Annotated in this window: 18 protein-coding genes and 1 tRNA gene; 12 read left to right on the forward strand and 7 right to left on the reverse strand. The window is 55.7% G+C overall.

What is annotated here, in order from left to right; all coding sequences use genetic code 11:
* Positions 1-2: 2 nt before the first annotated feature.
* From ACR0NF_RS06540 to ACR0NF_RS06550, 3 genes are all read right to left on the reverse strand, one after another.
* Positions 3-755: a hypothetical protein gene (locus ACR0NF_RS06540; protein WP_480777950.1), complete on the reverse strand. Its 753-nt coding sequence runs from the start codon at positions 753-755 to the stop codon at positions 3-5.
* A gap of 74 nt (positions 756-829) precedes the next feature.
* Entirely contained in the window at positions 830-2,248 is a 1,419-nt protein-coding gene (locus tag ACR0NF_RS06545) for a TolC family outer membrane protein (protein ID WP_480470248.1), read from the reverse strand.
* A 96-nt stretch (positions 2,249-2,344) separates the two neighbouring features.
* Positions 2,345-2,998 carry a protein-L-isoaspartate O-methyltransferase family protein gene (locus tag ACR0NF_RS06550; RefSeq protein WP_480658158.1) on the reverse strand — a complete coding sequence of 218 codons (654 nt, stop codon included), beginning with the start codon at positions 2,996-2,998 and terminating at the stop codon, positions 2,345-2,347.
* Between the two features lie 225 nt (positions 2,999-3,223).
* Here ACR0NF_RS06550 and ACR0NF_RS06555 point away from each other — a divergent pair.
* From ACR0NF_RS06555 to ACR0NF_RS06570, 4 genes are all read left to right on the forward strand, one after another.
* Positions 3,224-3,297, forward strand: a tRNA-Cys gene (locus ACR0NF_RS06555).
* 233 nt (positions 3,298-3,530) lie between these two features.
* Positions 3,531-5,387 carry an SLC13 family permease gene (locus tag ACR0NF_RS06560; RefSeq protein ID WP_480471909.1) on the forward strand — a complete coding sequence of 619 codons (1,857 nt, stop codon included), beginning with the start codon at positions 3,531-3,533 and terminating at the stop codon, positions 5,385-5,387.
* Between the two features lie 358 nt (positions 5,388-5,745).
* On the forward strand, positions 5,746-8,340 hold the full coding sequence (locus ACR0NF_RS06565) for a coiled-coil domain-containing protein (RefSeq protein ID WP_480777951.1): 2,595 nt from the start codon (positions 5,746-5,748) through the stop codon (positions 8,338-8,340).
* 31 nt (positions 8,341-8,371) lie between these two features.
* Positions 8,372-9,427, forward strand: coding sequence for a TAXI family TRAP transporter solute-binding subunit (locus ACR0NF_RS06570; protein ID WP_480777952.1), 1,056 nt, complete (start codon positions 8,372-8,374; stop codon positions 9,425-9,427).
* Between the two features lie 19 nt (positions 9,428-9,446).
* Here ACR0NF_RS06570 and ACR0NF_RS06575 read toward each other — a convergent pair whose 3' ends face one another.
* Positions 9,447-11,033: an AAA family ATPase gene (locus ACR0NF_RS06575; protein ID WP_480777953.1), complete on the reverse strand. Its 1,587-nt coding sequence runs from the start codon at positions 11,031-11,033 to the stop codon at positions 9,447-9,449.
* A 496-nt stretch (positions 11,034-11,529) separates the two neighbouring features.
* Positions 11,530-12,192 (reverse strand): IS6 family transposase, encoded by a 663-nt coding sequence (locus ACR0NF_RS06580; RefSeq protein ID WP_480668205.1) that lies wholly within the window; start codon positions 12,190-12,192, stop codon positions 11,530-11,532.
* 355 nt (positions 12,193-12,547) lie between these two features.
* On the opposite strand from ACR0NF_RS06580, the gene ACR0NF_RS06585 reads away from it, so the two are divergent.
* From ACR0NF_RS06585 to ACR0NF_RS06600, 4 genes are all read left to right on the forward strand, one after another.
* Positions 12,548-14,527, forward strand: coding sequence for a bifunctional 2',3'-cyclic-nucleotide 2'-phosphodiesterase/3'-nucleotidase (locus ACR0NF_RS06585; RefSeq protein ID WP_480777954.1), 1,980 nt, complete (start codon positions 12,548-12,550; stop codon positions 14,525-14,527).
* A gap of 351 nt (positions 14,528-14,878) precedes the next feature.
* Positions 14,879-15,427 (forward strand): M14 family metallopeptidase, encoded by a 549-nt coding sequence (locus tag ACR0NF_RS06590; protein WP_480668196.1) that lies wholly within the window; start codon positions 14,879-14,881, stop codon positions 15,425-15,427.
* 45 nt (positions 15,428-15,472) lie between these two features.
* Entirely contained in the window at positions 15,473-15,880 is a 408-nt protein-coding gene (locus tag ACR0NF_RS06595; protein WP_480668197.1) for a succinylglutamate desuccinylase/aspartoacylase family protein, read from the forward strand.
* Position 15,881: 1 nt separating this feature from the next.
* Positions 15,882-16,121 (forward strand): hypothetical protein, encoded by a 240-nt coding sequence (locus ACR0NF_RS06600; protein ID WP_480668198.1) that lies wholly within the window; start codon positions 15,882-15,884, stop codon positions 16,119-16,121.
* A gap of 813 nt (positions 16,122-16,934) precedes the next feature.
* Here ACR0NF_RS06600 and ACR0NF_RS06605 read toward each other — a convergent pair.
* Positions 16,935-18,848: a N,N-dimethylformamidase beta subunit family domain-containing protein gene (locus ACR0NF_RS06605; RefSeq protein WP_480777955.1), complete on the reverse strand. Its 1,914-nt coding sequence runs from the start codon at positions 18,846-18,848 to the stop codon at positions 16,935-16,937.
* Between the two features lie 449 nt (positions 18,849-19,297).
* Here ACR0NF_RS06605 and ACR0NF_RS06610 point away from each other — a divergent pair, with 449 nt between their 5' ends.
* Genes ACR0NF_RS06610 through ACR0NF_RS06620 form a run of 3 tightly spaced genes read left to right on the forward strand, consistent with a single transcriptional unit; the run spans position 19,298 to position 21,591 of the window.
* The gene (locus tag ACR0NF_RS06610) at positions 19,298-20,122 is read left to right on the forward strand and encodes a class I SAM-dependent methyltransferase (RefSeq protein WP_480777956.1); all 825 of its coding nucleotides are present in this window, start codon (positions 19,298-19,300) and stop codon (positions 20,120-20,122) included.
* Between the two features lie 55 nt (positions 20,123-20,177).
* Positions 20,178-20,558 (forward strand): group I truncated hemoglobin, encoded by a 381-nt coding sequence (locus ACR0NF_RS06615; protein ID WP_480668201.1) that lies wholly within the window; start codon positions 20,178-20,180, stop codon positions 20,556-20,558.
* Positions 20,521-21,591, forward strand: a complete 1,071-nt coding sequence (locus ACR0NF_RS06620) for an adenylate/guanylate cyclase domain-containing protein (protein WP_480777957.1) — start codon at positions 20,521-20,523, stop codon at positions 21,589-21,591. Before ACR0NF_RS06615 ends, ACR0NF_RS06620 begins: the two co-directional genes overlap by 38 nt.
* Positions 21,592-21,615: 24 nt before the next feature.
* On the opposite strand, the gene ACR0NF_RS06625 is transcribed toward ACR0NF_RS06620, so the two are convergent.
* Positions 21,616-23,115 (reverse strand): winged helix-turn-helix domain-containing tetratricopeptide repeat protein, encoded by a 1,500-nt coding sequence (locus tag ACR0NF_RS06625; protein ID WP_480668203.1) that lies wholly within the window; start codon positions 23,113-23,115, stop codon positions 21,616-21,618.
* Positions 23,116-23,345: 230 nt separating this feature from the next.
* On the opposite strand from ACR0NF_RS06625, the gene mddA reads away from it, so the two are divergent.
* A complete protein-coding gene (mddA, locus tag ACR0NF_RS06630; RefSeq protein ID WP_480668204.1) occupies positions 23,346-24,104 on the forward strand; it encodes a methanethiol S-methyltransferase in 759 nt (252 codons plus the stop codon).
* The last annotated feature ends 477 nt before the right edge of the window (positions 24,105-24,581 follow it).

The following is a 24,581-nucleotide window of genomic DNA, read 5'->3' on the forward strand; positions in this document are numbered from 1 at the left end:
GATTATTTGGCGCTTTGCCCCGCAATAGCACGGGCAATCTCGCGCCGGACCATTTTACGCAGATTGCGCGTGATCCGTTCCCCGAGTGCGCCCTGCAGCTCTTCTCTGACGATCTGAGTCACGATTTCGCGCAGTTCCTCTTCGCTCAGGTTCAACACAGACGGCTTGCTGACCTTATCTCCGGCAACAGCTGGGGCGCGTACGAAGGTCGCGGCCTGTTCTACCTCGGGTTCGGTGGTTTTGGCTTGAGCGAAACCATTTTCAACCGGCCATTCAACAGCCTTGGTCCTGGTTCCCGAATAGTCGTCATCGCTTTCGCCATCGGGTTCCCACTGATCCTCGGTCCGAGCGATAGCGGCTTCAAGGGCCTCAATCTTGGCGCTCAAACTGCCAGCCAGATCGCGTTTGGGGGCCTCTTCTTGAGCGACCTTTGTCTTCGCGTCGCCCTCGCGCACGACATCACTGGGTTGCAAGCGCATCGGTTCGGCAGGGGATCGAGGCGCATTCGCAGCCTCCGCAGGCGCACTCTGTGGGGCGCTGTGCTGTGGCGTCAATTTGAGCGGCGCAAGCTTCTCGGGCATCAGCGGTTCGTCGCTTACGCGCAGCGCATCGGTCAAAACGAGCCGACCCGGCTTGGGCGCCGGAGCGGTTGGGATAAAGATAAATTCTGATTCCTCATGCGTATCTTCGTTGACCAAGCGTTTGACCGACGAAAGAACGTCCTGAGAACCGGTATTTACAACACTATCTGACATAATTCACTACCGCTCTAAGCCTAAGTCCGATTGTAGCCAATCCGGACCCTTACCACAACCGGTAGTGATGCCACTTAGTCGCGGCGCAACGCCTTGAGCACCCGATCCAGATCGCGGCTTTGCTTGCTGATCTGCGACGGTGCCTTCTTAACCAGGTTGTAATACAGCGTCGGATCATAGATCTGAACGGCCAATCCCAGGCGTTCAGCAGTCAGCAACCCCTGAGCCTGCAGCAACTCATACGCGGCGCGGGACCGTTCTGTGCGTGACGCAACCTCGGCAAGTTGCGCATCCAGCAAATCCTGCTGCGCGTTCAGAACATCCAATGTGGTCCGCGCACCCAGAGTTGCCTCTTCGCGGATGCCGTCGAATGCGACCTGCGAGGCGCGAACCCGTTCGGTTGAGGCTCGCAAGCTGGCTGAGGCAGCCTGGAATGCCGCATAACGATCCGTGACACCCTGCGTGATGTCTTTCTGAACATTCAGCAGATTTGCGCGCGACGCATCTCGTGTCGCCATTGCGCGACGCACAGCCGCGGCTAGCCCACCGCCGGAATAGATCGGCTGATTGAAGTTCAGCGAGATCGTCGCGTCGTTGACATAGTTGTCGTTGTCGTAGCTTTCCGTAATGCCCGCATCCGCGTTCAAGCTGACATTCGGACCCAGATTTGCGCGTTGTTGCTGCACGATCAGGTCCAAAGCGCGAACCTGATGCTGCGCTGAAAGGATGGCAGGGTGGTTTCGCTGCGCCAGATTGATCGCATCGCCCTCTGATCGCGGGAGATTGGGCAATCTCGGCTGACCTGCCGTGCGTCCCGGCGCCTTGCCGACCGCGTTTACATATTCGGCCTGCGCGATGCTCAGGTTGCCGCGGGCGACCGCCAGATCCGCCTGCGAGCTGGCAAGCTGCGCTTCCGACAGCGCCACGTCTGTACGGGTGACCTCACCAACTTCGAAACGGTCCTGAGAGGCACGCAATTCTTCCGCAGACACTTCGACGTTGTTCACGCGAATCGCCACGGTTTCTTCCTGCAACAGCACGCCCAGATAAGCATTCGCCGCGCGGATCAGGATTTGTTGTTCGATATCGATCAAGGATTGGCGGGTGGACAGCACGGTTTCCTGCGCCGACTGTTTTCCCAGAACAGATGCCCCACCATCATAGATCAATTGACCCAAAGTAAGACCACTGAAAAAGTTCGATGGCTCATTCGTGGTGACAATTCCACCGGTGCGCGATCGCGTGTAGTCCCGGCTCACCTGTACCGTCCAGCTGATGATCGGGCGCAGCGCAGAGAGGGCAATTGCAACATCTTCATCCGCTGCCCGCAACAAGGCGCGGTTCTGTTCAAGCAGGCCGCTGGTGTTATATGCACCGATAAACGCATCGGTCAGATTATCCGCCCAAACCGGTCTTTCGGGCACCGCACTCAATGCAATACCAGCTGCCAAAGCCAATCCTTTGACCAGCTTCCCTGTTGCCGTCCCGCGCATCACCAAATCCTCTCAAATCGAAATTACGCAACCACCAAGGCAGTTTGCGCCGTTGTTTTCAAGTAATCAAGGCGTCAAAAAACTTCTATTTATTAACTATAGCGAAAATGCACACTCAGCGCAAAAAGCGGGTAAAACCGGGGCGCTGGCATTAAAGGCATAGCGCCAGGATACACGGCCTGAGGATTTGTGACCGATTTTTACTGTGCCCAAATCGCCTTCCATGAACAGACAGACGATCCGACCCCGATCTTTGAGCTGATCCAGCAGAGTGTCGGGCACCTGTTCCACCCCACCCTGGATCATGATCACATCATAAGGTCCGTGCTCGGCCGCGCCCTGCTCCAATGGTCCTGTGTGCACGATCGCATTGTCGGCATCCGCTTCCATCAGCAAGGATTGTGCTTCAGCAGCCAGATCCTCATCCGATTCAACGGCGACCACCAGTTCAGCCATGCGCGCGGCTACCGCGGTCGAATATCCAAGTGCCGGAGCGATATCCAACACCACTTCGTCGTTGGAGATATTCAAAGCATCAAGCATCTTGGCCAGCGTCCGGGGCTCCAACAAGCAACGACCGGCACCCAATTCGATCAGATCGCCGACATAGGCGGCCTCACGCTGCGCATCTGGCACGAAGTTTTCGCGCTTAACGGTCAGCATGGCATCAATGATCGGGAATTTGGTCACGTCCGAGGGCCGAACCTGCGTATCGACCATGGTAAGGCGTCGTGCTGCGAAATCTGTCATGTGATCGCTCATTCTTTTTCGCTCAGTTATCGGGCTTGTGCCACATCCGACCCCCTGCGGCAACGGGCCAGAGCGCAAATCCGTCCGCGGCAAAAAAGACCTGCCGACACGGCGTCGAATTCGCAGACCGGGACCCCAGAATTGCATGTTAGGCTCTGGACCTTCATTTAGAAAGCTGTTAGAACCCCACCCACACCACGGCAAGTGATTGATTTCACTGGGAAAGGCGAGTTGGCGGAGTGGTGACGCAGCGGATTGCAAATCCGTGTACACCGGTTCGATTCCGGTACTCGCCTCCAAATACTCTCAAATTCATAGCACAGGCCTGCGTGGTTCGGACTGGTGACTTGATATCTTCCACCTCCAAAACGCTGGTTTCGCCAGAGTGGACCGCGAGACATCAGGTTGCTTGTGATTGAGCTTACTTCCAAAAAACCATGACAACTTGCCGGGCATCACCTAGAAATACGAGTTACGCTCTCGACGAAAGGACCCTGGTGACCGCGTGGAACAATTGACATTCACCTACGAAATGGGCGTCGTCTGCGCGCTGCTGGCTTTTACTGTATTCCTCTTTGTTTCGGAAATCGTCCGAATTGACCTCTCGGCCATTCTGGTCCTCGTTCTGATTGGCCTTCTGAGCTATTTGCCTGGTCTGGGCAATCTGGCGGACGTCCCGCACCTGTTTGATGGATTTGCTTCAAACGCGGTGATTTCGATCATCGCAGTTATGATCGTTGGTGCCGGTCTGGACAAAACCGGCATCATGAACAAGGTCGCCGCAGTCATCCTGAAGTATGGCGGAACGGCCGAGAACCGGGTGCTGCCGATCATTTCGGGGACCGTAGGTGTTATCTCGTCCTTCATGCAGAATGTGGGCGCGGCAGCGCTGTTTCTACCGGTTGTCAGCCGAATATCATCACGATCCGGGATCCCTTTGTCGCGTCTGCTGATGCCGATGGGGTTTTGCGCCATCCTCGGCGGTACGATGACCATGGTGGGGTCGTCACCGCTGATCCTGCTGAATGATCTGATCCAGACCGCGAACGACGGACTGCCGGACGATCAAAAGATGCAACCCTTTGGATTGTTCTCCGTCACTCCCATTGGCGCTGCGCTGATCCTTACCGGTATCGCTTATTTTCTATTGCTGGGGCGCTGGGTTTTGCCGGGCGACGCAGGTTCGGACAGCACCGGAACCAGTCAGGGGACACAGGAATATCTACAGCGCGTTTACGGGCTGAAAGCGGATGTATTCGAAGTGGTTGTCCCGGCAGACAGCCCGCTCGTGGGGCAGATTCTGGCGGATATAAATTACGAAAACCATCTCTATATCATTTCGACTTTCTATCGCGGTAAAACCTCGATGGTGCAGGTGTTGACAGCCGAGATTGCCGCCCCGTGTCGGCTGGCCATTGTGGGGCGCCGATGGGTGGTTGAGAAATTCGCCGAGAAATACGGGCTGACAGTTCTTCCGGATCTGGATGTGTTTGTCGAAGAGTTCGCCCCCACCAACGCAGGCATCGCCGAAGTCGTGGTAACCCCGGACAGCAAACTGATCGGAAAGTGCCCGCGCGAGCTGTTGTTTCGCAAGACCTATGGGATGTCCCTTCTGGCAATCCATCGCGGTGAAGAAACGCTCAGCCATGTTGAGACCGAGGATCACGAATCCACGCAGATCGGGCTTGAGAAGTTTCACGCGGGCGACATGTTGGTGGCCCATACCCGTTGGGACAACCTGATGCGGATCAAACGGGATCCTGATTTCGTTGTTGTGACTTCGGATTTTCCGCAGGACGAACTGCGCCCGCAAAAGGTGGGTTGGGCGCTTGCTTTCTTTGCGATTTCGCTATCGATGATCCTGTTCACCGATATCCGCCTCTCTCTTTGCCTGCTGACCGGAGCAGCCGGGATGATGCTTTCAAAAGTGCTGAGTGTTGATGAGGCGTATCGCGCTGTGGGATGGAATACGGTCTTTCTGCTGGCTTGTCTCATCCCCTTGGGTCAGGCCGTTCAGAATACTGGAACGGCGGCGTGGATAGCCCAACAGATCATGACCATTTTGGACGGTTGGCCAATTTGGTCGCTACAGACCGGCGTAGCCATTCTGGCCACCGCATTCTCGCTCGTGATGTCGAATGTCGGGGCGACGGTTCTGCTGGTTCCTCTGGCGGTATCGATCGCTGTCGCAGCGGGCGCCAGCCCGGCGCTTTTCGCGCTGACCGTGGCGATTTCGACATCGAACAGTTTCATAATCCCCACCCATCAGGTGAACGCGCTGATCATGGGGCCTGCCGGTTACAAAGTGACCGATTTCGTCCGCTCGGGCGGAGTGATGACGTTCCTCTTTCTCATCGTTTCACTCGTCATGCTCAACCTGCTGTTCTGAGCATGTTTGGGTTGGCGAGTTAACACACGCCACACGGTCACGCGGGGTATGTCCGGCGCGTGACCAAGGGCGTCAGATATATCGGCCGATACATCCCGTTCGCGCAGGACATCGATTGCAACGGCTGCAAGTTCGTTCAGTCTGCCCCGCTGACTGGGACGACCTGCCGGTTCTGATTGAGCTATCGCCGTTGGCGAGCGCCCGGCGGACCGGCGAAACCGCCCACTGGATACTCAAACTGCAAAAAAAGATGGATTTTGTGGTTATATCTTCTGACCTTCGGCAAGGCTGGGGTTAGACTTTTTCACAGATGTGTGAGAGATTTAACGAGCCGCTTTTTGGTGTGGAGAGTGGATATATGGTCCCGTTTCGGTTGTTTGGTTTAATTGTATTCGTTCTGGTCATGGGAGCTTGGACGCCAGTTGCTTTGGCGCAAGATACCGAAAACCCGGCAGCCGACACTGAAGAGCCTCCGCAAACTGCGGCGACGTTGCGAAAGATTCTGGCCCTGTTGGAAGAAGAAATCACCCGTGCTCAATCTACCAAATCCGGGTTGATCGAAGATATCGCCAAAGCCGAAGCCGAACTTTCCGAACTGCAGGCGCAGATCACGTCGGTGGATTCTGAACGACGTGACAATGCCTCGCGCCTAGCTGAACTTGAAGAAGCACGCGGCCTGCTGGAACAAGAAAGCGAGGCCAGCCAGAACGCAGTTGCGGAGCGGCGGCAGGAACTGGGCCAACTCGAGGCTTCAACACAGGCCGCTGAAGTTCGGCTTGCTGACCTCAATGTGCAGATTGAGACAGCGGCAGCCGAGGCTGGCAATCTGGAGCAAGTAAAGCTCGAGATGCGCGATCTTCTGACCAAGATGGAAGCCGACCGGATGCTTGCGGGTGAGCTTGCAGCCGATGTTGAGAACCTGACCCGCAGCCAGTTAGAGGCGAATACCGAGCTTGATGCGCTGAAAGAAACACTGGCGCAGAACAGGTCGAGCCTGGAAGGTGTAACCTCGGACCTCGCTGAAAAACAAAACGAACTTGAGCAGATCGCTACGACCCTAGGTGAACAGCAAGCTGAGATGGCGCAGGGGCAGGCAAGCCTGTCCGACCTTCGCGAGAGCATTGCCAGCGCGACTGAGGATCTGCAGGGTCTTCAAAAGGTGGTTGACACCCGGCGCGCAGAGGAAGAGGCGCTGACAACTGCAATCGCGACAGCAACAGCGCGCGAAACGGAACTCAACGCTTCGCTCAATACGCTTAAACAACAAGAGGCAGCATTGCGTAACGAGCTTGAGGCGCTGACATCGGAAAGCAACGCGCAGTCGCAGAATGCCGCGGAAATCGCTTCTGCGGAACAAGCTCTGCAGGCGCTTTCCGAACAGAAAGCCACGGTGGATGCAGAACTGGCGCGCAGCACGGAACAGCTGGAAGGTTTGCGCGCTAATGTGAGTGAGACCGAAGCCGCACTGGAAGCCGCAGTTGGTAGCCGATCATCGGCAGAAACAGAATTGGCCGCGATACAGGAAGAGCTTGAGGCGGCACGAAGCGAGCTTAATCAGGCCCAGACTGAACTGGCCGAAAACCGCGAAACAATGTCGGTCGAAATGGCGTCTTTAGAGGACGCTCGCACAAGTGCCGAGGCTGCCGCGGCGGCCGCCCAGCAAGAACGGGCCTCTGCGGAAAACCAGCTGTCCGAAATTCAGAACCAACTTGCTGCTTTGCAGGAACAGGAAACCGAGACGCAGCAGCTGGTCACGGACAAGTCCGCGATTGAAAGCGAACTGGCTCAAGCACGGCAATCGCTTGAGGCCATCCGCGGGGAAATCGGCGAAGCAGAAGCCCAGCGGGCAACTGCGACCGAAGGGCTTGAAGCAATACAGGCCCAAACTGCCTCGGCCCAGGATAATTTGACCCGGCAAGAGGCCGAATTGGCCGAGTTGAACACGGCCTTGCAAACCCTGTCAGACGAAGTGAGCTCGGGAGAGCAAAGCAAGGTAGATCTCTATGCTTCACTGAACGATCTGCGCACTGAACGAGAGCAAAAGGCTAGTGAGCTTGCCGCGGCGCAAGAGGAGCTTACGCAATTACAAGCAGCAAATGATACGCGATCACAGGAGGCAGCCGATCTTGAAGCTGCTTTGGCAAACCTTCGCACCGAGTCGGAATCGGTAACCACAAGCCTTACAGAGGCGACCAGCGAGCGCGAAGCAGTCAGCGCGCAGATTTCAGAACTTGCAGCCCAACGCGATGCATTGCTCGCTGAGACGGAAGCCGCTGCCGAGGAGCGCGACCGCGCTGCGGAACTGGTTCAACAAGCTGCAACGGCTGAAACGGAATTGAACGCAGTTCTCGATGAAATCGCCATTGCGCGGGATGAGTTGGACCGCGCCAACACCGAAACTGCCGAACTGATATCTGAACGCGAGACCGCGGCGTCCGAGATTGCGGAACTGGCTGAGATCAAGGCCCAAGCAGCACAAGCCTCGCAGGCCGCGCTTGAGGAGCAACAGACCGCATTGCTGCAAGCCGAAGCGCAGGTGGCCGACACACGGGCTGAACTGGAGGCGCTTCGCGAACAAGCGTCGTTGTATCGAGGCCAACTGTCGAACCTTGCCGCAAGTCTGCAGGCGTTGGAGGCACCGGCCATTGCTGAAACAACGCAGCCTGCACCGGTTGCAGTCGCGCCTGATGAAGAAATCGCTGTGGAAACGCCGGAGCCCGAACCGCCGGCTGCCGAAATCAGCCGGGCCTCTGGTCCGCAGATATCCATTGACGTTGTACGCACGGTCCTGAGCGGCGCACCCGGCCTCGGCGGCCTTCCACGTGGTGTCGTCGACGCGCTGGCGGCGGAACTGGCAAGCGGAACCTGTGCAGTCGACGCTCTTCAGGCCGCTACCGGAACAGTCAATCGCCAGATGCTGCTGCATTTGGTGCGCTCAGGAGAGTTCTGTTAGTTTCTATTGGTGATTTAGAGGGAGGTAAGACATGAATTTGTTCAGGCTGGGGAAGCTGCTGACCAGAACCGTCCTATTGGCGGGCCTGAGCCTTGTGCTGCCCGCGACTGCTTCGGCATTCGAGCGCAATATCCTGACCGGAGGGCCGACAGGCACCTATATTCAGATCGGTGGGGATCTGAGCGGTTTGGCCGCATCCTGCGGGATTGAGTTGAATGTCCGCGAAAGCGCCGGATCGCTCGAGAATTTTCTGGGCGTCCGTCAACGTCGCCACACTCAGTTGGGCATCGTGCAAAGCGACGTGCTCGAATATCTCAAAACCTATTCCAGCGAAGACCCCGAGATCGCGCGCGCCATTTTCGGCGTCCGCATCGCATTTCCGCTCTATAATGAAGAGGTGCATATTCTTGCCAAGCGCGACATCAACACTCTTTCGGACCTGAATGGTCGCAAGGTTGCGGTGGGCGTTGAAGACAGCGGCACCTTTCTGACCTCCTCTCTGGTTTTGGATCTGGCTGGTGTCACCCCGGCTGAGCGTCTGACCATCAACGCCGATACATCGCTACAGATGCTGCTTGATGGCAGCATTGATGCATTTTTCTACGTTGCGGGCGCGCCGACAAAGCTGTTCCAGACCGACCAGATCGACCCGGAAAAGCTGCATCTGCTCTCTGTGACCGATCCGACTCTCTCTGCCGTTTATACGCCGTCCCAGATCGAGGCCGGCACCTATCCATTCCAGCAGGAGACCATCGACGTGGTGGCGGTAAAAGCGGTACTCATGACCTATGAGTACACGCCAGAGCGGAACGGTTATCACCGGGCCAGCTGCAACTCTGTCGCTGATGTGGCGCATCTGATCGCGAAAGAATTCCAGACGCTTCAGCAATCAGGTCATCCCAAGTGGAATGACGTCGATCTCAACGACATTCCACCGGGCTGGAACATCGCACAATGCGTGAATTTGGGTCTGAGCGAGAATTATCAGCTCGATTGCGGTCCAACCGAAGTGCCCACACAGACAACCATCGAAAGCGAGGCCAACTCCGCCTATCGCGCCCGCATTTGCGCGGTCATCGGATGCTAATAAAGGGTCAGGCTGAAGATTACTTCAGCCTGATTTCCATCCAGGGTGAGGCCACTTCCCGCCCGTTCTGATCGAGCGCAATAACCCGCCACGTCCGCGCCGCCTGAGGCGGTCTCAGCCGCAGCGCAGATGTTGAAACTTCAGCCGAATAGAGCGCCGTATCACTGAACGTCGATGACAATTCGATGCGATAAGCCGAAGGGTCAGCCCCTTCGCCACTGGTCCAGACCAGTTGCAGCGACCCATCGGGCATCTTCTTCGAAAACAGCGGCGTAGGCACCGAGACCGGCCCGCTCTCGGTGGTGGATTGCATGTCTTCCAGGCGCGCGGCAGCGCCGTCGATTCCCGAGGCAGCCCGGTTGTACCAGATGCGTGCGAGCGTAAGATCCACAGGCACGCCCTCTCCGGTCTCATAGATCTGCCCAAGATAGTAGGCCGAGCGTTCGTGCCCCGAAAGCGCCGCAAGCGCATATCCGACTGCAGCAGCGTCCGGAGCGGTATCTGCCAGTTCCAGCGCCGCCAGATACTGACCGTTTGCAGAGGGTTCAGCCCCGGCCAGAGCGCCCGAGATCCGCTCGACCCGCGCTTCCGCTGCAGCAGCTGTGCCCGGTAATAGCCGCCTAAGTACCGAAGTCCCTCCACCCGCATTGACCGAGCTTGCGACAGCTTCACGTGTTGTCGCCTCTTTTCGTTCCCCTGAAAACCCACCTACCCCAAACAAATAAGCCGCAGTCCCAGCCCCAATCAGAGCAATTGCACCTAATGCGAGCCCCGTTTTGCGACCAAACCTGCTTTTGGCCGGTTCAGTCGAAACATGCTCTTCGTTATCGGCGTCTGATACGCTCTGCAGAATACCTGCTACATGATTGGCGCGCGCCAAAAGCTCTGCATCGGTTGGCACATGGCGCAGGCCTTCTTGATCTCCGCTGGTTCTATCATCCGCATCGGGCGTTCTGATCAAAGAGGCAATCCGGCGGACCTCTGCCTTGTCGAGTTCCGCGGGATCAGCGCTGCTACCATGCTGCTTCAATGCCTCGCAAAAGGCGTCCAACTTGGCCGGAATACCGATTGAAATCACGAACAGTTCTCGGGTCGCGCCTTTGTCGAATGAGCGGTTTTCCAGACCCATCTTGCTCAGGCGCATGCGAACATAGCCGCCGACATCCTTCTCGTTCATGCAATCCAGGGTAAAGGCCGGGCCAATAAGGTCCGGCCTCACGCCGGACAGAATATCAGCCATTCCCGTTTGGCCGACAAAGACGAGCTTAAGCAACGGTCGCTGGTCGACCAACTGGTCACACAAATCGCACAACGCGCCAAGATATAGGTTCGAGAGGTCATCTGCATCATCGACCACAAGCACCGGAAACCGCTGCGCGGCATGCAGTGACTGCAGCAGCGAGATCAGTTTTTCACGGCTCTGCTCGGCACTCGCAGTAGGGTTCTGTTTTGGGTTGAATGCGGTCAGCACATCCCAGAACACTTCGCCCGATAGATGATCCAGGCCCTTGAGCATCCGGATGACAAAGGCCGTGGTGTTGGTCGAAATCCTGTCGCGCACCAGCAAGGTCCGCCCGGTCCCGGGACGGCCGACAAATAGGGTCATCGGCACGCGGCTGGCCACCGCGAAATTCAACCGCTCCCGCGCGAGTTCGTGTGCCTGGCTCCAATAGATCGTGCTGGACTGTTCTGATACGACCGCCCTGCCCGAAGAGTCTGTCGGTTGCGCCCTATTGCCTTCCATAACCCCCAAACTCGCAGTTCACGCCGACTGTTTCAGTGCAATGGCCTCGTCAACCCGAGGGCAAAGATCTGAAGGCTTCAAGGCAGAAAGCCATTGTCGAAACGTGCGAAATCCCCACATCAAACTGCAACAGGCAGCCCAATTCCCAGCATGCTGCAGCAATAATTGGTATAGTGTCGCAAAGTCGGTGGAAAATCTAGGCTGCGGACAGATATCTCTTAACGCAAAGACAATTTAGATATTTGATGAGCATTGAACACTCATACAATCAAGCAATCCTATGTGCGGTTGGGCTGTTCAAGTGGCGGCGCTGTCAGACAAATTCGACCAGTCTCAGTGTGCCGCGGAATCCGCGATCCTAACCAGAACAAAGTTGACGCCACTCGCTAAGAGCGGCGGTGCGCGTCAGCTTGAAAGTGTCCCTGCTGGTGAGCGACCTTTCCTGGTTGAAGTGGTTGTAGATGGAGGAGTGGACGAAGGCGAATTTCTGCAAACTTCGCATGCGCCTGAAACGCTGCATCGCGCGTTCACGTCGTCGAAACGGCAGGTGTGAATTCTCGACGCGGTTATTGAGCCACCTGCCCGTCTGCTGTTTTTCGAGTGCACCCAGTTCTCTGAGAGCGGCCCGATACGATGCGAAGCGATCCGTGACGACGGTTGCCGCTTTGCCGTGTCGCTTCATCAATTTCTTGAGGAATTTCAGTGCTGCCTGCTTGTTTCGGCGTTTCGTGACAACGGCTTCCAGCACCTCGCCCTCGTGATCAACAGCCCGCCAAAGATAATGCCGCTTGCCAATCACCTTCACGAAAACCTCGTCCACGTGCCACTTCCATTTGGAGTATGCTCTCAATTGCTGAACACGCTTTCTTCGGATCTCAGAAGCAAACATCGGGCCAAACCTGTTCCACCAATATCGGACAGTTTCGTGGCTCACGTCGACGCCTCGCTCACGCAGCAGATCTTCGACATTCCGAAGCGAGAGCGGGAAACGGATGTACAGTTTCACCGCAAGGCGGATGATCTCGGGTCTGGTTTAGAAATATTTTAAAGAGGCAGGTTTGGTCATCGACCGAAGCTACGCAACCGCCCTACCCGTCTCAAGGCAAGTTCTTCTGACAAGACCAAGCAGACTCTTTTCGGCATCCTGTTTGCTTCATTCAGGCTCGTATGCTGAAAAATTTCTGGTTTAATCGTTCAAGCAACGTGAAGCTCAAGTTCACCGCCTGCTGGACCTTAGCAAACCTACAATGTTTGGGTATGGTGCTGAATACCACCGCCTATGAATAACGTGTCAAATGCTCTTGCAACGTGTGTCATATGGATGTCGCGGATAGCTTGCAAAAGGCACGCTGGCCAACCAACTTGAGAGGTGCCCAATGTCTTTCTCTAATCGTCCACTATTTTCGCGCCGCCAATTTCTCTCCACAACTGCTATCGGTGCTGCTGCAATTACACTGCACCCTTTCTCGGCTGCTGCAGCCAACAATCAGGCGCATCTTCGGATCATGGAAACAACCGACATCCATGTCCATGTGTTTCCCTATGACTATTATGCCGATAAGCCCCGCGACACGGTGGGCCTGTCCCGCACGGCCTCGATCATCAATGAAATCCGCTCTGAGGCGACGAACTCGCTTTTGGTTGATAACGGAGATTTTCTGCAAGGCAATCCGATGGGCGACTACATCGCCTATGAACGCGGCATGAAAGAGGGGGATAGCCACCCAATCATCACTGCATTCAACACGGTGGGTTATGATGCAGCCACGCTGGGCAATCACGAGTTCAACTATGGGCTGAACTTTCTTGAGACCTCTTTGGCAGGTGCGGATTTCCCAGTGGTTCTGGCCAACGTAGCGAAAGAGAAAGGCGCAAGCCCGCGCGATGACAAGACGCTTGTTCAGCCTTACGCCATTCTCGACCGCGAGATCGAAATGGGTGACGGCACGAAACATCCGATTAAAATCGGTGTGATTGGCTTTACGCCTCCACAGATCATGAACTGGGATCGCAAGCATCTGGAGGGCAATGTCGAAGCGCGGGATATCGTCGAGACGGCACAGGCATATGTGCCTGAGATGCAGGAACAAGGCTGCGATCTGATCATCGCGTTGTCGCATTCCGGAATTGGTGATGCCAACCATGTAGATGGTATGGAAAACGCGTCGGTTGTGCTTGCCGGTGTCGAAGGGATCGACGCGCTGGTCACAGGACACAACCACTTGGTCTTTCCTTCGCCAACATTTGCAGACCGTGCCGGTATCGATGTCGACAAGGGCACGCTGATGGGTAAACCCGCCGTTATGGGCGGCTTCTGGGGGTCGCATCTTGGCCTGCTTGATCTGCTGCTGGAAAGGGACGGAAATGAATGGCGGGTGGTGTCCACCACATCCGAGGCGCGGCCCATTTCCAGAAGAAACGAGGATCGCTCAATCACCGCTTTGGTCGGAGATGATCAGCGTGTCCTTGACTCGGTTGCGACAGATCACGACGAAACGCTGGCCTATGTACGTCGCGCTGTCGGCAAGACCTCGGCCCCGTTGCACAGTTATTTCGCTCTGGTCGCAGATGACCCATCTGTCCAGATCGTATCGATTGCGCAAAAGTGGTATGTCGAAGAGATGCTTAAAGGCACTGAACATGAAGGCCTGCCGATCCTGTCAGCGGCAGCGCCATTCAAGGCCGGTGGCCGCGGTGGACCAGAGTATTACACCGATGTTCCCGTTGGCGACGTTGCCATCAAGAACGTTGCCGATCTTTATCTCTATCCGAACACGGTGCGAGCAGTCCGCGTGAATGGTGCGCAGGTCAGGGGCTGGTTGGAACGTTCGGCCGGTATGTTCAATCAGGTGGAGGCCGGATCAAAAGATGCGATCCTGCTGAATTCGGAGTTCCCGTCCTACAACTTCGACGTGATGGATGGTGTGACCTACCAAATTGACCTATCCCAGCCCTCACGCTTTGGACCGAAAGGCGAGGAGATTAACCCAGACGCAGCGCGAATTGTGAACCTCACCTACAATGGCGAACCGGTCAGGGATGACATGGAGTTCATCATTGCCACCAACAACTATCGCGCATCAGGCGGCGGATCATTCCCCGGCGCGTTGGGTGACACAATCATATTCGAAGCCCCGGATACCAACCGCGACGTCATTGTGCGCTATATCGTAGAGCAGGGCACGATCGATCCAAAGGCAGATGCCAACTGGTCTTTTGCGCCGCTTTCGGACACCACGGTGTTGTTCGAGACTGGCCCAAAAGCGCGGGATTATATGGGCGACGTTAAGGGTGTCACAATCGAGGATGCCGGAGAAGGCGCCGACGGTTTCGCAACCTTCCGGATCAAACTCTGATTCAATGTGAGCACGAAAATCACCCGCCACCAAATGAAGCCGGTGGCGGGCTTGCATTGATTGACCGTCGGTCCAAACTGGTCGTTCGCGCAAACCCCAAGTGCGGCCCATCAGACCTGTCGTTCGCTGCAGATGCGAATTGGCGGCAAATTAGCCTCAATGCCGACCGCACAATGCTGTCGAGCTTGTCGGCAGTACTAAGACCCGCTCTTTGGTCAAAAATAGACCTATGGTTCCGAAACGCGCACAGGTAATTATTTGGTCGGTTTTTGTCTCCTTGACTGAACATTAATCCATGGTTGAATCTCGCAATCAATTTTCAAACGTCCAATCGTGGGCGCAGTGGAACAGATGGCCGAAACACTGATCACATCTGAGTTAGATTTCGAGGTAGATGGCAAGCAGTCAGGTTATCTCCGCGTGCCTCACTCGGTCGATCGCTCAGCCTACGGTTGGTTGCCCGTGCCAATCACAATCCTGCGGAATGGAGAAAGCCCGACTCTGATCATCTCTGCCGGTGTGCATGGCGATGAGTACGAAGGTCAAATAGCGGTTGCAGAACTGGCAAGTGATCTGGCCGTCGATGACATTCGGGGACGTTTGATCCTTCTGCCGATGGTGAACGCACCAGCGGCGGAAGCTGGACGTCGGGTGTCCCCGATCGATGATGGCAATCTAAACCGTATTTATCTAGGAAACCCCAAGGGGCTCCCTTCAGAAATGATCGCTCATTTCCACGAAGAAGTGCTATTGCCGCTTGCCGACTTTGCTGTGGATCTTCATTCGGGCGGAGCGTCCTTGGTTTACCCCGCAACACTCTTGCGCGGGCCGGGGCATACACCCGAAGAAGAAGCGATGTTGCAGAAGCTCACGAAGGCTTTTGATCTTCCTTTTTCTTAGGTCTTCACCAGCGGTGGAGGCAGAAACAGCACCGCCAGAACAGCTATGGGCGCTTCCAATCGCAAAGGTGTAATCAATCTGATGGCCGAGCTTGGCGGCGGAGACGTAGTGGACCCCGAGGTCTTGTCGCTCACGCGCCGCGGGTTGCGTCGAATACTGCATATCCTCGGAATGTTGCCAAATTATGTGCCTGATGCCCAACGCGGGACACGCGTTCTGCATGCAAAGGGATCAATCTACGTATATGATTCCGGCCTGTTCGAGCCGCTGAAAAACATTGGCGAAGCAGCGTCCACGGGAGAAATCCTCGCCAAGATCCATCATCCAGAAACACCGGGGCGAAAGCCGGATCGGGTTACTTCGCCCTACGACGGGATGGTTCTGGCGATGCGAACACTAGCGCAAGTTAGGCGTGGTGACGCCATCTTTCAGATCGCTGCGGATATAGACTGATATGCCAACACTTGATTTTGATGAAATCATCAATCGTCGCGAAGTCCCGGCGCTAAAGCACCATCAAATCGTGTTGGGCCAAGGCGGGATAGACCTTTTTGCGGCCGGCGTGGCCGACATGGATCTTCACGTGGCCCCTCGTATTGCCGAGGCCAACAACCGGCGCACGGCACATGAGGTATTCGGCTACGAAGCGACTCCCCACGGCCTTAAGCATCGAGCGGCCCATAGGAGACCTTGAGCGAGGCTTTCAGATGCTGCAGCCGCCCCGCTTTCCGGACTTTCGCCGCAATTGCAAAAGACAGAGGCGACAAACTCACAAATCTGCGGACGAAGCGGACTTCTATAAGTTCAATGTGCGGTCCTCCTGCCGACGTAGCGAACAAATACCTCAACCACCGCGTACGGTAGTTGGCTTGTAGTGATAAGTTTAATTTCCAAAGAAAGTGGGCCATTTGGTTTACAGCTCATGTTTATTTGGGGCGCCAATACAGCTAAATTGCAGGAGTGTTTTGAAGTAAATTGTGTAGGTGCTAATTGTTAAATATTGGTTGCGGGCCGTTTCTTCTTACTTGTTTTATTGCATTTTTGTTTGCCTTCGATGGGCTCTACTCAAGTTCTGGTAAGCTAGGGCCAATCAACCGGAGAGAGTACTTCTGAACTACGATTTGTCCGAGAACCCGGCGCACCAACTATTGCTCAGGAGAGTTTTCACTTTCGCCCAGACGGCTGGATAATTGGCCGAGTTCGAGCTGGAAACTCAGCCTTCTGGGGGCTAACGCCTCCGCAGGCAATTGAAGACATTTCCTTTTTCGAGCCTGATAAGGCGAGCATATTGAACGGTATCACCGCTCAAATTAGAGAAGGCGGTGCAGGCCCAAATAGACTGCCAGGGCGGACCTCCATAGATGAAGCGAATTGTCGTTCTGCCTGCAATAGGTATATCGGCATTACGAGACCGGTGGCTGTGGAGTGCTAGAAAGGCCTGGAAGGCCGGTTTTGCTAGTGGGCCCTTTCGAACCTTTGGTGGCAGTACTTTTCCCCCGAAATTGGCTCAGGGCTGGTCTAGCGAGAAGAGGTCGATCCGCCATAGCCGGTTCTCGGACGTAGCGACATAAAGTATCCAGTCCACCATCGCAAGGCCCTTGGCGAAGAAGCAATGGTGGATGTCCGTCCAGCGATTGCTTTCGGCGATAAAATCACGATTGGTGCGCAAAAGACGGTTCTCGGACGTGGCCGCGAACAGGATGTCGCTGTAGGACGTCATTGTGACAATCTTGTCGTTGCGCTCAAAGCTGTCTATCCGGCGGAACGGATTTGAGGTGCCGTCGGCCGCCTTGCGATGGAGTGCACCGTCGCGATCCACAGCGTACAGCATCCCGCCGGCTCCAGCAATGGCACGTGTGCCGGACGGAGGGCGCACCCGCATCAACTGCCAACTAACCTCAACCTCGACAGGCGAACGGTGCCACAGTCGGTTGTCGCTGGTCAGGCAGAAGAGCCGCCCGTCCGATGAGGTCATGGAGATCACATTGTTGGCATGGCCGATTTCCCTCCAGGGCACGTCGGCGCCAACCGGGAATCGGCGCCAGAGCAGGTCATGTTCGGTGGCCAGGAAAAGCTTACCTTCCAGCGCGGCCATGGCGGTCGGATCGTTGGCATGGCCAACCATTTCCCAGTCCCAGCGAGTGATGCCGCCGAGCCTGCGAAAGATGTTGCGGGTGATCTGGGCGACGACAGGGTCGGTTCTGACCGCGTCGTCCCAGTCGGTTGTCGCGGCGTTGAAAACCGTGCCACGCCGGGAATAGAGCGTCATGGTCGCGCGCCCCGGTTTACCGGGCCAGTGGCGCAGATCGGCAGTGGCAAGCACGGTTGTGTTGAGCGGCGTGCCTTCTTCGCCTGTGACGCGGGGGTAGCCTTCGGGTTCCTCCGCATAGGCTGCAGCGTCGGTTTCGTAGCGCATAAACGATGAGGTCTCGCGGACTGTCACCCCATCGAAGACCCAGTGATCAGGAAAGCGGATGCGATAGCCGCGTCGGTCCTCGTCACTGATTGGGCCGGACCACGCGCCGTGGGTAAAGCCTGCGCCCAAGAGCGTGTTTTGTGGGCGGTTCACGGGTGGTTCGGCGACCGCTACAGTCGCCTCGTCGGGCCGTGTTTCGGCAAGAGGGTCGAGGCTGGCGTATTTGTAGAAGACGACTGTGCGGCCGCTATCCTCGAATCGTACCTGCCGGTAGCAGGTATTGCCCGAAAGGACCGCCACGTTGCCGCCCGCGCGCACAAAACGTTCGACATTGTCGCGCATCTCCTTCGTCCAGTACTCGTCATGATATGACAGGACCAGGCATTGGTAGCGGGAAAGCATCGCAGGCTTGCTGTGCAGATCGTAGCTGGAGCAACAATCAGTCTCGAACCCTTCGTCCTTGAGCCAGGCGAGCAGGCCGGCATCGCGCACGAATTCATTCGGACGGTCAAGACGGGCGACCACTGGTTGCGCCGAAGGCCGGTCCATTCCGACACGCCTGGCCCTGGGCTCGGGTCCGTCCTCGTTTGCCGGGTGGTAAAAGCCTTTGCCGCCCCAAGGGTTATAAGCGGCCGGTGTGAGATAGCTGACATGGACCAGGATCGGCGCTGTTCTGTGGCCGGTGACCGGCCGGACGACGAAGGACATTAGGTTCGCGGTCGTGCCGTCATTGTCGTAGAAGACCCGGTAGAGGCCCGAGGGCCAATCGCTGGGCACGCGGAAGGTTATGGTCCGGGTCCAACCGAACCCCTCCCACGGGCGCTCTGTTGGGATCGGTTGTCGCGAAACCCTGACAGCGACGGTCGTGGCGATGGAAGTTTCGGCGACGTTCTGGATAGTCAGCGTCGTGCCTTGAGGGGAGGCGTCGCCAGGTTCCAATGACAGGTGAAAGTCGATTGAGCGCCCCTGAACAACGGAGGTGCTTGAAGCATATCCCAGGATCATGTGTAATTACCCTTTATCAATGCGGTACCATATATACGCTGCACGATTTGGACACCTCAGCAATGGCCTTCGACAAAAAAAAGCGCCTGAGACTTGGTGTGGAGGGCTTGTCGTCCGGCTTAGCAAGAATGCGCTCTATGCTCCCTTCTGATCGTAGATACGGATCGCGCGACATTCTGATTGTCTGGCCCCGGCCCAAACCAGTCATTGAACACTCAATCCAGACGTCGCAGCCGCACGCGCATCGCGGACATTTGTCAGCGGCAATCGTCGAACTCAACTTGATAGGGTGCGACGCACGACGAGGAGCCCACCGATCTCAATCGAAACAACTAGAAATCGACAAACCTGCAGAAAACATCAGACATTCTACAGGTCTTCTGCAAGTTTCAAATTCCGAACTTTGGCAAGGGTTGTTCCATTGAAAGCGAAATCGATGGAGACAGAAAATGAATACAGCAGCCTCACTTGCCGCCGCGCCAGATCTGGCCGCGGTGAAGTCAATACAACACGCTACTTGGTCGTCGGGTGATTACGCCGCCGTAGGCACGACTCTACAAATTGTCGGTGAAACCCTTGCCGAAGCGATGGATTTGCGACCCGACGCCCGCGTACTAGATGTTGCCGCCGGAAATGGCAACGCAACCCTGGCTGCAGCGCGGAGACACTGCAATGTCGTTTCTACAGACTATGTTACCAGCCTGTTGCGCGCGGGTGCCGCTCGCGCCGAAGCCGAGCAGTTAACCGTTACATTTCGAGAAGCCGACGCAGAAGACCTGCCCTTTGAGGGGGCGTCATTTGATCATGTCACATCTACATTCGGCGTCATGTTTACGGCCAATCAACAGGCGGCCGCCGATGAAATGCTGCGCGTCTGCCGCAGCGGAGGCACCATCGGTCTTGCCAACTGGACGCCAGAAAGTTTCATAGGCGAAGTGTTTCGAACGATCGGACGGCATGTGCCACCGGTTTCCGGCGTTCGTTCTCCGTTGGAATGGGGTACCGAGGCGCGTTTGCAAGAGCTCTTCGGGGCAAAAGCTCAAAAAATCGAAATCACGAAACGCCATTTCACCTTCCGTGAACGTTCACCACAACATTGGGTGGAACGGTGGCGCGAAATTTACGGCCCAATGCACAAAGCTTTTGGCGCCGTCGGCGAGCGTGCACCGCAACTCGCAGCAGACCTGATCGCAATTGCGCGGAATTACTCGACCGATACTCAGGCTATGATCGTTCCGGCGGAATACTCCGAGATCATCATTCATCGCGCATGAAAAACCATCAGCCCGGCGTTACTTCGCCGGGCCAGCCATCGTTAGGAGACATTCCATGCTAGGGCGGTCCGAACACAAAAGATCACTTCCGCTTTTCGATAAATATGGCGGCATGCGTGCTTTGCATTCGGTGATCATTAATTTCTATGATCGGGTGTTGGACAGCGATATCGTAGGCCCGTTTTTCGACGACGTCGACATGGCCAAACTCATTGATCACCAGACAAAATTCTTCGCCTCGGTTCTCGGTGGTCCCGCGAAGTACACGGATCAACGACTGGTAAGCGCTCATCATCATTTGACCGTCACAAATGTGCAGTTCGATGAAGTCATAGCGCTCTTGGGTGAAACGCTTACCGATGCGGGTTTTGCTCCGGACGATCTTTCCAAAACACTGAGTGCTGTTGAAGCGCGCCGTTCTCTCATTGTTGGGTAGTACTATGAAAATACAAGATATCAGTGCGAGGCTACTTAGCTCTATCAATGTTGGGATCTGCATAGTTGATGCTGACGATGGTGTCATCGTCTCTTTAAACCAAACGTTTCGGAACTGGTTCAGAGACGCAACAAAAGGGCAAGTTTTGACTCTGGGTACGTCTCATGCATTGAAGGATTTGCCAGGCCGGAAACCGGTGGAGGTTCGCACCAAAGTCAAAAATCGGACTTTGGTCGTTGAACTCAGTGCCCATGAAGCGGAACACGAAGGCAACAGGTTGATTATCATCGAAGGCCATAACATCTCGCGCCTGCGCGAGACCGAAGCCATGATCGACAGCTATGCAGCCATGGTTGACAAGCGAACCCGCGAGTTGGAGCGGGAAAACAGGCGGGTTGAAAAACTTCTTCTGAACATGATGCCAAAATCTGTTTACGAGGAGTTCATGACATTCGGATGTGTCACCCCTCGGTTGTTCGAGCCGGTGACGGTCATCATGCTCGATTTTGTGAGTTTTACCAAGATGGCCGCAGCGGGCGATCCGAATGTAACTGTTTCTGAACTAAACTCTATTTTCACCGCATTCGATCAAATTGGAGAACTTCACGGCAGCGAGCGGATTAAAACTATCGGAGACTGCTATATCGCGGTGACGGGCTTACCCCATTCCACGCCAGATCACGCACTTTCTGCCGCGCGGGTCGCGGCTAAAATGATGCGTTTTCTGGAGAGACGAAATCAAATGCACCCGCACAAATGGCGCGCTCGCATCGGCATCGCCAGCGGCTCTGTCGTAGGCTCAGTGGTCGGTGTTCAGAAATACGTCTATGATGTCTTTGGCCCTGCGGTGAACATGGCCGCGCGTTTGCAAGCTCAATCAAACCCCATGGAGATCACGATATGCGACTCGATGCGCGACGAATTGATCGACGAATTCAAACTCAGTGAGGCCGAGACAGTCTCCTTGCGTGGATTTGGCGATACGCAAATTGCGCGCCTGAAACACTACCAACCAAACAGAAAGGTCGCTTGAGCCGTAGGCGCGGGATCTGAGTTTTTAAAAACCAGCCTTGCGAAATGAACTGAGCATTCGATCACGGTATACTTGATCTTTCACGACACTTGCTTCTACAAGTTTTTCGGCAGTGGCATCCGGCCTCACGCTACGAACTTTTGCGGCCATGGCATGCATCCGGTCGGTCAGGTTAAGTTCGGCAGCACAGGCTAAGATCAATCGCGGTGCCCATGTGGAGCCGGGCGCTTCAATGTAACCTTGTTCAAGCAGAGATAAGGCATCTTCATATTCGCCCAATCCGTATCGGGCGGCGCCAATGCCAAAGTAATAGCTAAACCGCATCGGATCATGCGGGCTAAGACGCAAAGCTCTTTCGTAGTTTGCTACTGCTTCGTTCATGTTCCCGGCGAAGGTTTCCACGGCCCCCAACATGGCCCAGGCCCAAGCCAGACTTGGGTCCAGCGCAAGGGCAGTCTCAAGGTGATGGCGCGCTGCAGTATGTTGCCCTGCAGCCACCTCGGCCGTGGCCACGAAAGTCAGAACCAATGCATCGCGCGGCGCAAGGTCAAGCGCGCTTTTGCCATGTTCCATCGCCTCTGAGAGCGCTGTCGGACCATCCGGTGCCCAATCGGACATAGCCTGTTGTCCCAGACACCATGCCAGCATAGCATGGGACAAGGCATGTTCGGGATCTGATACCAATGCACGTCGCAAATGAACCACGGCCTGCCGATTGTCGTCCGCATCCATGCGCATGCAAAGCGGCGTCGCTCGCAGGAGTTCATGATATGCATCCGTCAAGTCAGCCTCAGCCAACGCGCGTTGCACTTCAACCATCATGATATTCGGGACGAGGCGGCCCAAAATGGCCGCAACCACCAAGTCTTGCGCCTCAAAAAGGTTGTCAAGCTGTCCCTCAAAACGATCTGCCCAAACCTCTGCCTGCCGTCCGGCATGCAACAAAGAAGCATTCAGGCGAAATGCATTACCCGCAAACCGCAGCTTGAGCCCAAGTACGTACCGAACGCCCAATTCCTCGGCGGCTTGCTTTGCGTCGTCCTGACCTGAATATCGCGCGACATAAATCGTTCCAACCCGACCAATGGCTGCGCTAATATCGTCCTCTAACCCTTCACCAAAGGCCCGTTGAGCATCTGTTGGATGCACCATTGTGGTTGCCATGATGGCAATTGAGGGTTGCGATAAAACCGCTGCAGAGCCGGTCTCGTCATGCGTTTCCTCGACCGTGCCGACAAATTGAAACCCGTGCCTGTGTACAGTTCGCACCAAAGCCTGCCGCGCGCCGTCATCTCCAATGGCCGCTCTGACTGCCTTGACCCGGCTGCTTAGGGCGGCATCCGAAACGATCCTGCCTTTCCAGATAACCGAAAATATCTCGTCCTTCGACACGACACGTTCGCGGTTTTCAATGAGATGCCGAAGCAGCGCAAATACTTGCGGCTCTGTAGCAATTGGAACGTCTTTCCGCGTCAATTGCAGGCGGCTTGCGTCCAGAACGTATTGATCAAATGCATATTTCACAGGGCAATTCTGCGCGAATTCAGTTTTTTCGTAAAGCTTGAACGCAATTCGCGGCACCCATATGCCGTTGTTTTCGTGCCCAAGCAAAGCGCTTTGGCAGCGGCCAGGACACATAATCGTCAAGTCTTCAGAAAATCACCAGAAAACCTCCATGAAAGGACCAAGCATCGCATCGCCCGGCTCGGGCAAACAGGGATTATCTGAAACAAAGATGAATTGGAGCCTGACTTATGAACCGCCCTGGTCTGATCCTATATGGCGCCGCTGCCTATGTTCTTTTCAATTTGGCCTTTCTGTATATGATCGGCTTTCTCCTGCAACTGCCCGTTCCGAAGGCGATCAACGATGGGACCTCATCTGCATGGCCCGTCGCCGTCGTCATCAATGTCGGGCTGATCTTCCTCTTTGGCTTTTTTCACAGCCTCATGGCGCGACAGGTGTTCAAATCCTGGTGGACGCGGATCATTCCTGCGGATGCAGAACGCAGTACCTATGTGCTGCAATCGGCCCTGTTTCTGATCCTGGCCATGTGGCAGTGGCGCCCGCTGCCCGAAACGATCTGGATCGTCGATGGTGCCCTGGCGTGGCTGACCTATAGCATCTGTGCACTGGGTGTCTTTCTGGTTTTGTTTTCGACCTTTCTGATCGACCATTTCGAGTTGTTTGGTCTGCGTCAGATTTGGACTGCAAACAGCGCTCAACTTATGCCCAAGCCGCAGTTCAAAACGCCCGGACTATACCGTTTTGTACGCCACCCGATGCAGCTTGGTGTCATCCTGGTCTTACTCGGCACGCCACACATGACAGTTGGTCACGCGCTCTTTGCCGGGCTGATGACGGTTTACGTGATGATTGGCCTATGGTTCGAAGAAAGATCTCTGGTGCGCGAGTTTGGCGATACGTATCGCGCGTATCAAGCGATGGTTCCCATGTTGGTCCCGCGCCTGACACCCTTGCGTTCCGACCAACTGAATACGCAACGCGGCTAAGGTTTCCCAGACTCCCGGTCGTTCTGTCCGATCGCCGGGAGTTCAATCAATGCAAACTAAATGCGGTGCAATCCACCGCTACAAGGCCGTCGGAAGCTATCGTCAGGTCATCGTTGGTCGGCAAGGTGGCCTTGATATCGGCACTTGATAGAGTACCTGAGCCTGCTTGGCTCAGCGCACTTGAACTTTTGACTTGTTGATCAGGAGGTATGGATGTCGTCTCGCCGCACGTTTCGGACATGAGCGCTCCCCAATGGATGCACATATTCAGCCACCATGCTTCAGTAACCTAACCCACATTTTTGGAAGTACGCCAGAGTCCGTCGTCATGGCGCAGGAAGTTATATACTAGCTGAAGACAATCGAAAGGCACCGATTTCTGGTATCGTGAGCGTACCCACGGTGACGAAATCGTCACCTTCGACGGCTGTTATCAATCGAACCGAGGCAACGATCCGGCTGTATTCGGGATTGGCG

The sequence above is a fragment of the Ruegeria sp. CF4 genome (assembly GCF_056537345.1).

Coding starts and splice junctions, on each gene's coding strand:
- ACR0NF_RS06540 (WP_480777950.1), bottom strand. CDS start 755: ATGTCAGATAGTGTTGTAAATACCGGTTCTCAGGACGTTCTTTCGTCG.
- ACR0NF_RS06545 (WP_480470248.1), bottom strand. CDS start 2,248: ATGCGCGGGACGGCAACAGGGAAGCTGGTCAAAGGATTGGCTTTGGCA.
- ACR0NF_RS06560 (WP_480471909.1), top strand. CDS start 3,531: ATGGGCGTCGTCTGCGCGCTGCTGGCTTTTACTGTATTCCTCTTTGTT.
- ACR0NF_RS06550 (WP_480658158.1), bottom strand. CDS start 2,998: ATGACAGATTTCGCAGCACGACGCCTTACCATGGTCGATACGCAGGTT.
- ACR0NF_RS06615 (WP_480668201.1), top strand. CDS start 20,178: ATGCTAGGGCGGTCCGAACACAAAAGATCACTTCCGCTTTTCGATAAA.
- ACR0NF_RS06565 (WP_480777951.1), top strand. CDS start 5,746: ATGGTCCCGTTTCGGTTGTTTGGTTTAATTGTATTCGTTCTGGTCATG.
- mddA (WP_480668204.1), top strand. CDS start 23,346: ATGAACCGCCCTGGTCTGATCCTATATGGCGCCGCTGCCTATGTTCTT.
- ACR0NF_RS06610 (WP_480777956.1), top strand. CDS start 19,298: ATGAATACAGCAGCCTCACTTGCCGCCGCGCCAGATCTGGCCGCGGTG.
- ACR0NF_RS06605 (WP_480777955.1), bottom strand. CDS start 18,848: ATGATCCTGGGATATGCTTCAAGCACCTCCGTTGTTCAGGGGCGCTCA.
- ACR0NF_RS06570 (WP_480777952.1), top strand. CDS start 8,372: ATGAATTTGTTCAGGCTGGGGAAGCTGCTGACCAGAACCGTCCTATTG.
- ACR0NF_RS06600 (WP_480668198.1), top strand. CDS start 15,882: ATGCCAACACTTGATTTTGATGAAATCATCAATCGTCGCGAAGTCCCG.
- ACR0NF_RS06590 (WP_480668196.1), top strand. CDS start 14,879: ATGGCCGAAACACTGATCACATCTGAGTTAGATTTCGAGGTAGATGGC.
- ACR0NF_RS06575 (WP_480777953.1), bottom strand. CDS start 11,033: ATGACCCTATTTGTCGGCCGTCCCGGGACCGGGCGGACCTTGCTGGTG.
- ACR0NF_RS06595 (WP_480668197.1), top strand. CDS start 15,473: ATGGGCGCTTCCAATCGCAAAGGTGTAATCAATCTGATGGCCGAGCTT.
- ACR0NF_RS06585 (WP_480777954.1), top strand. CDS start 12,548: ATGTCTTTCTCTAATCGTCCACTATTTTCGCGCCGCCAATTTCTCTCC.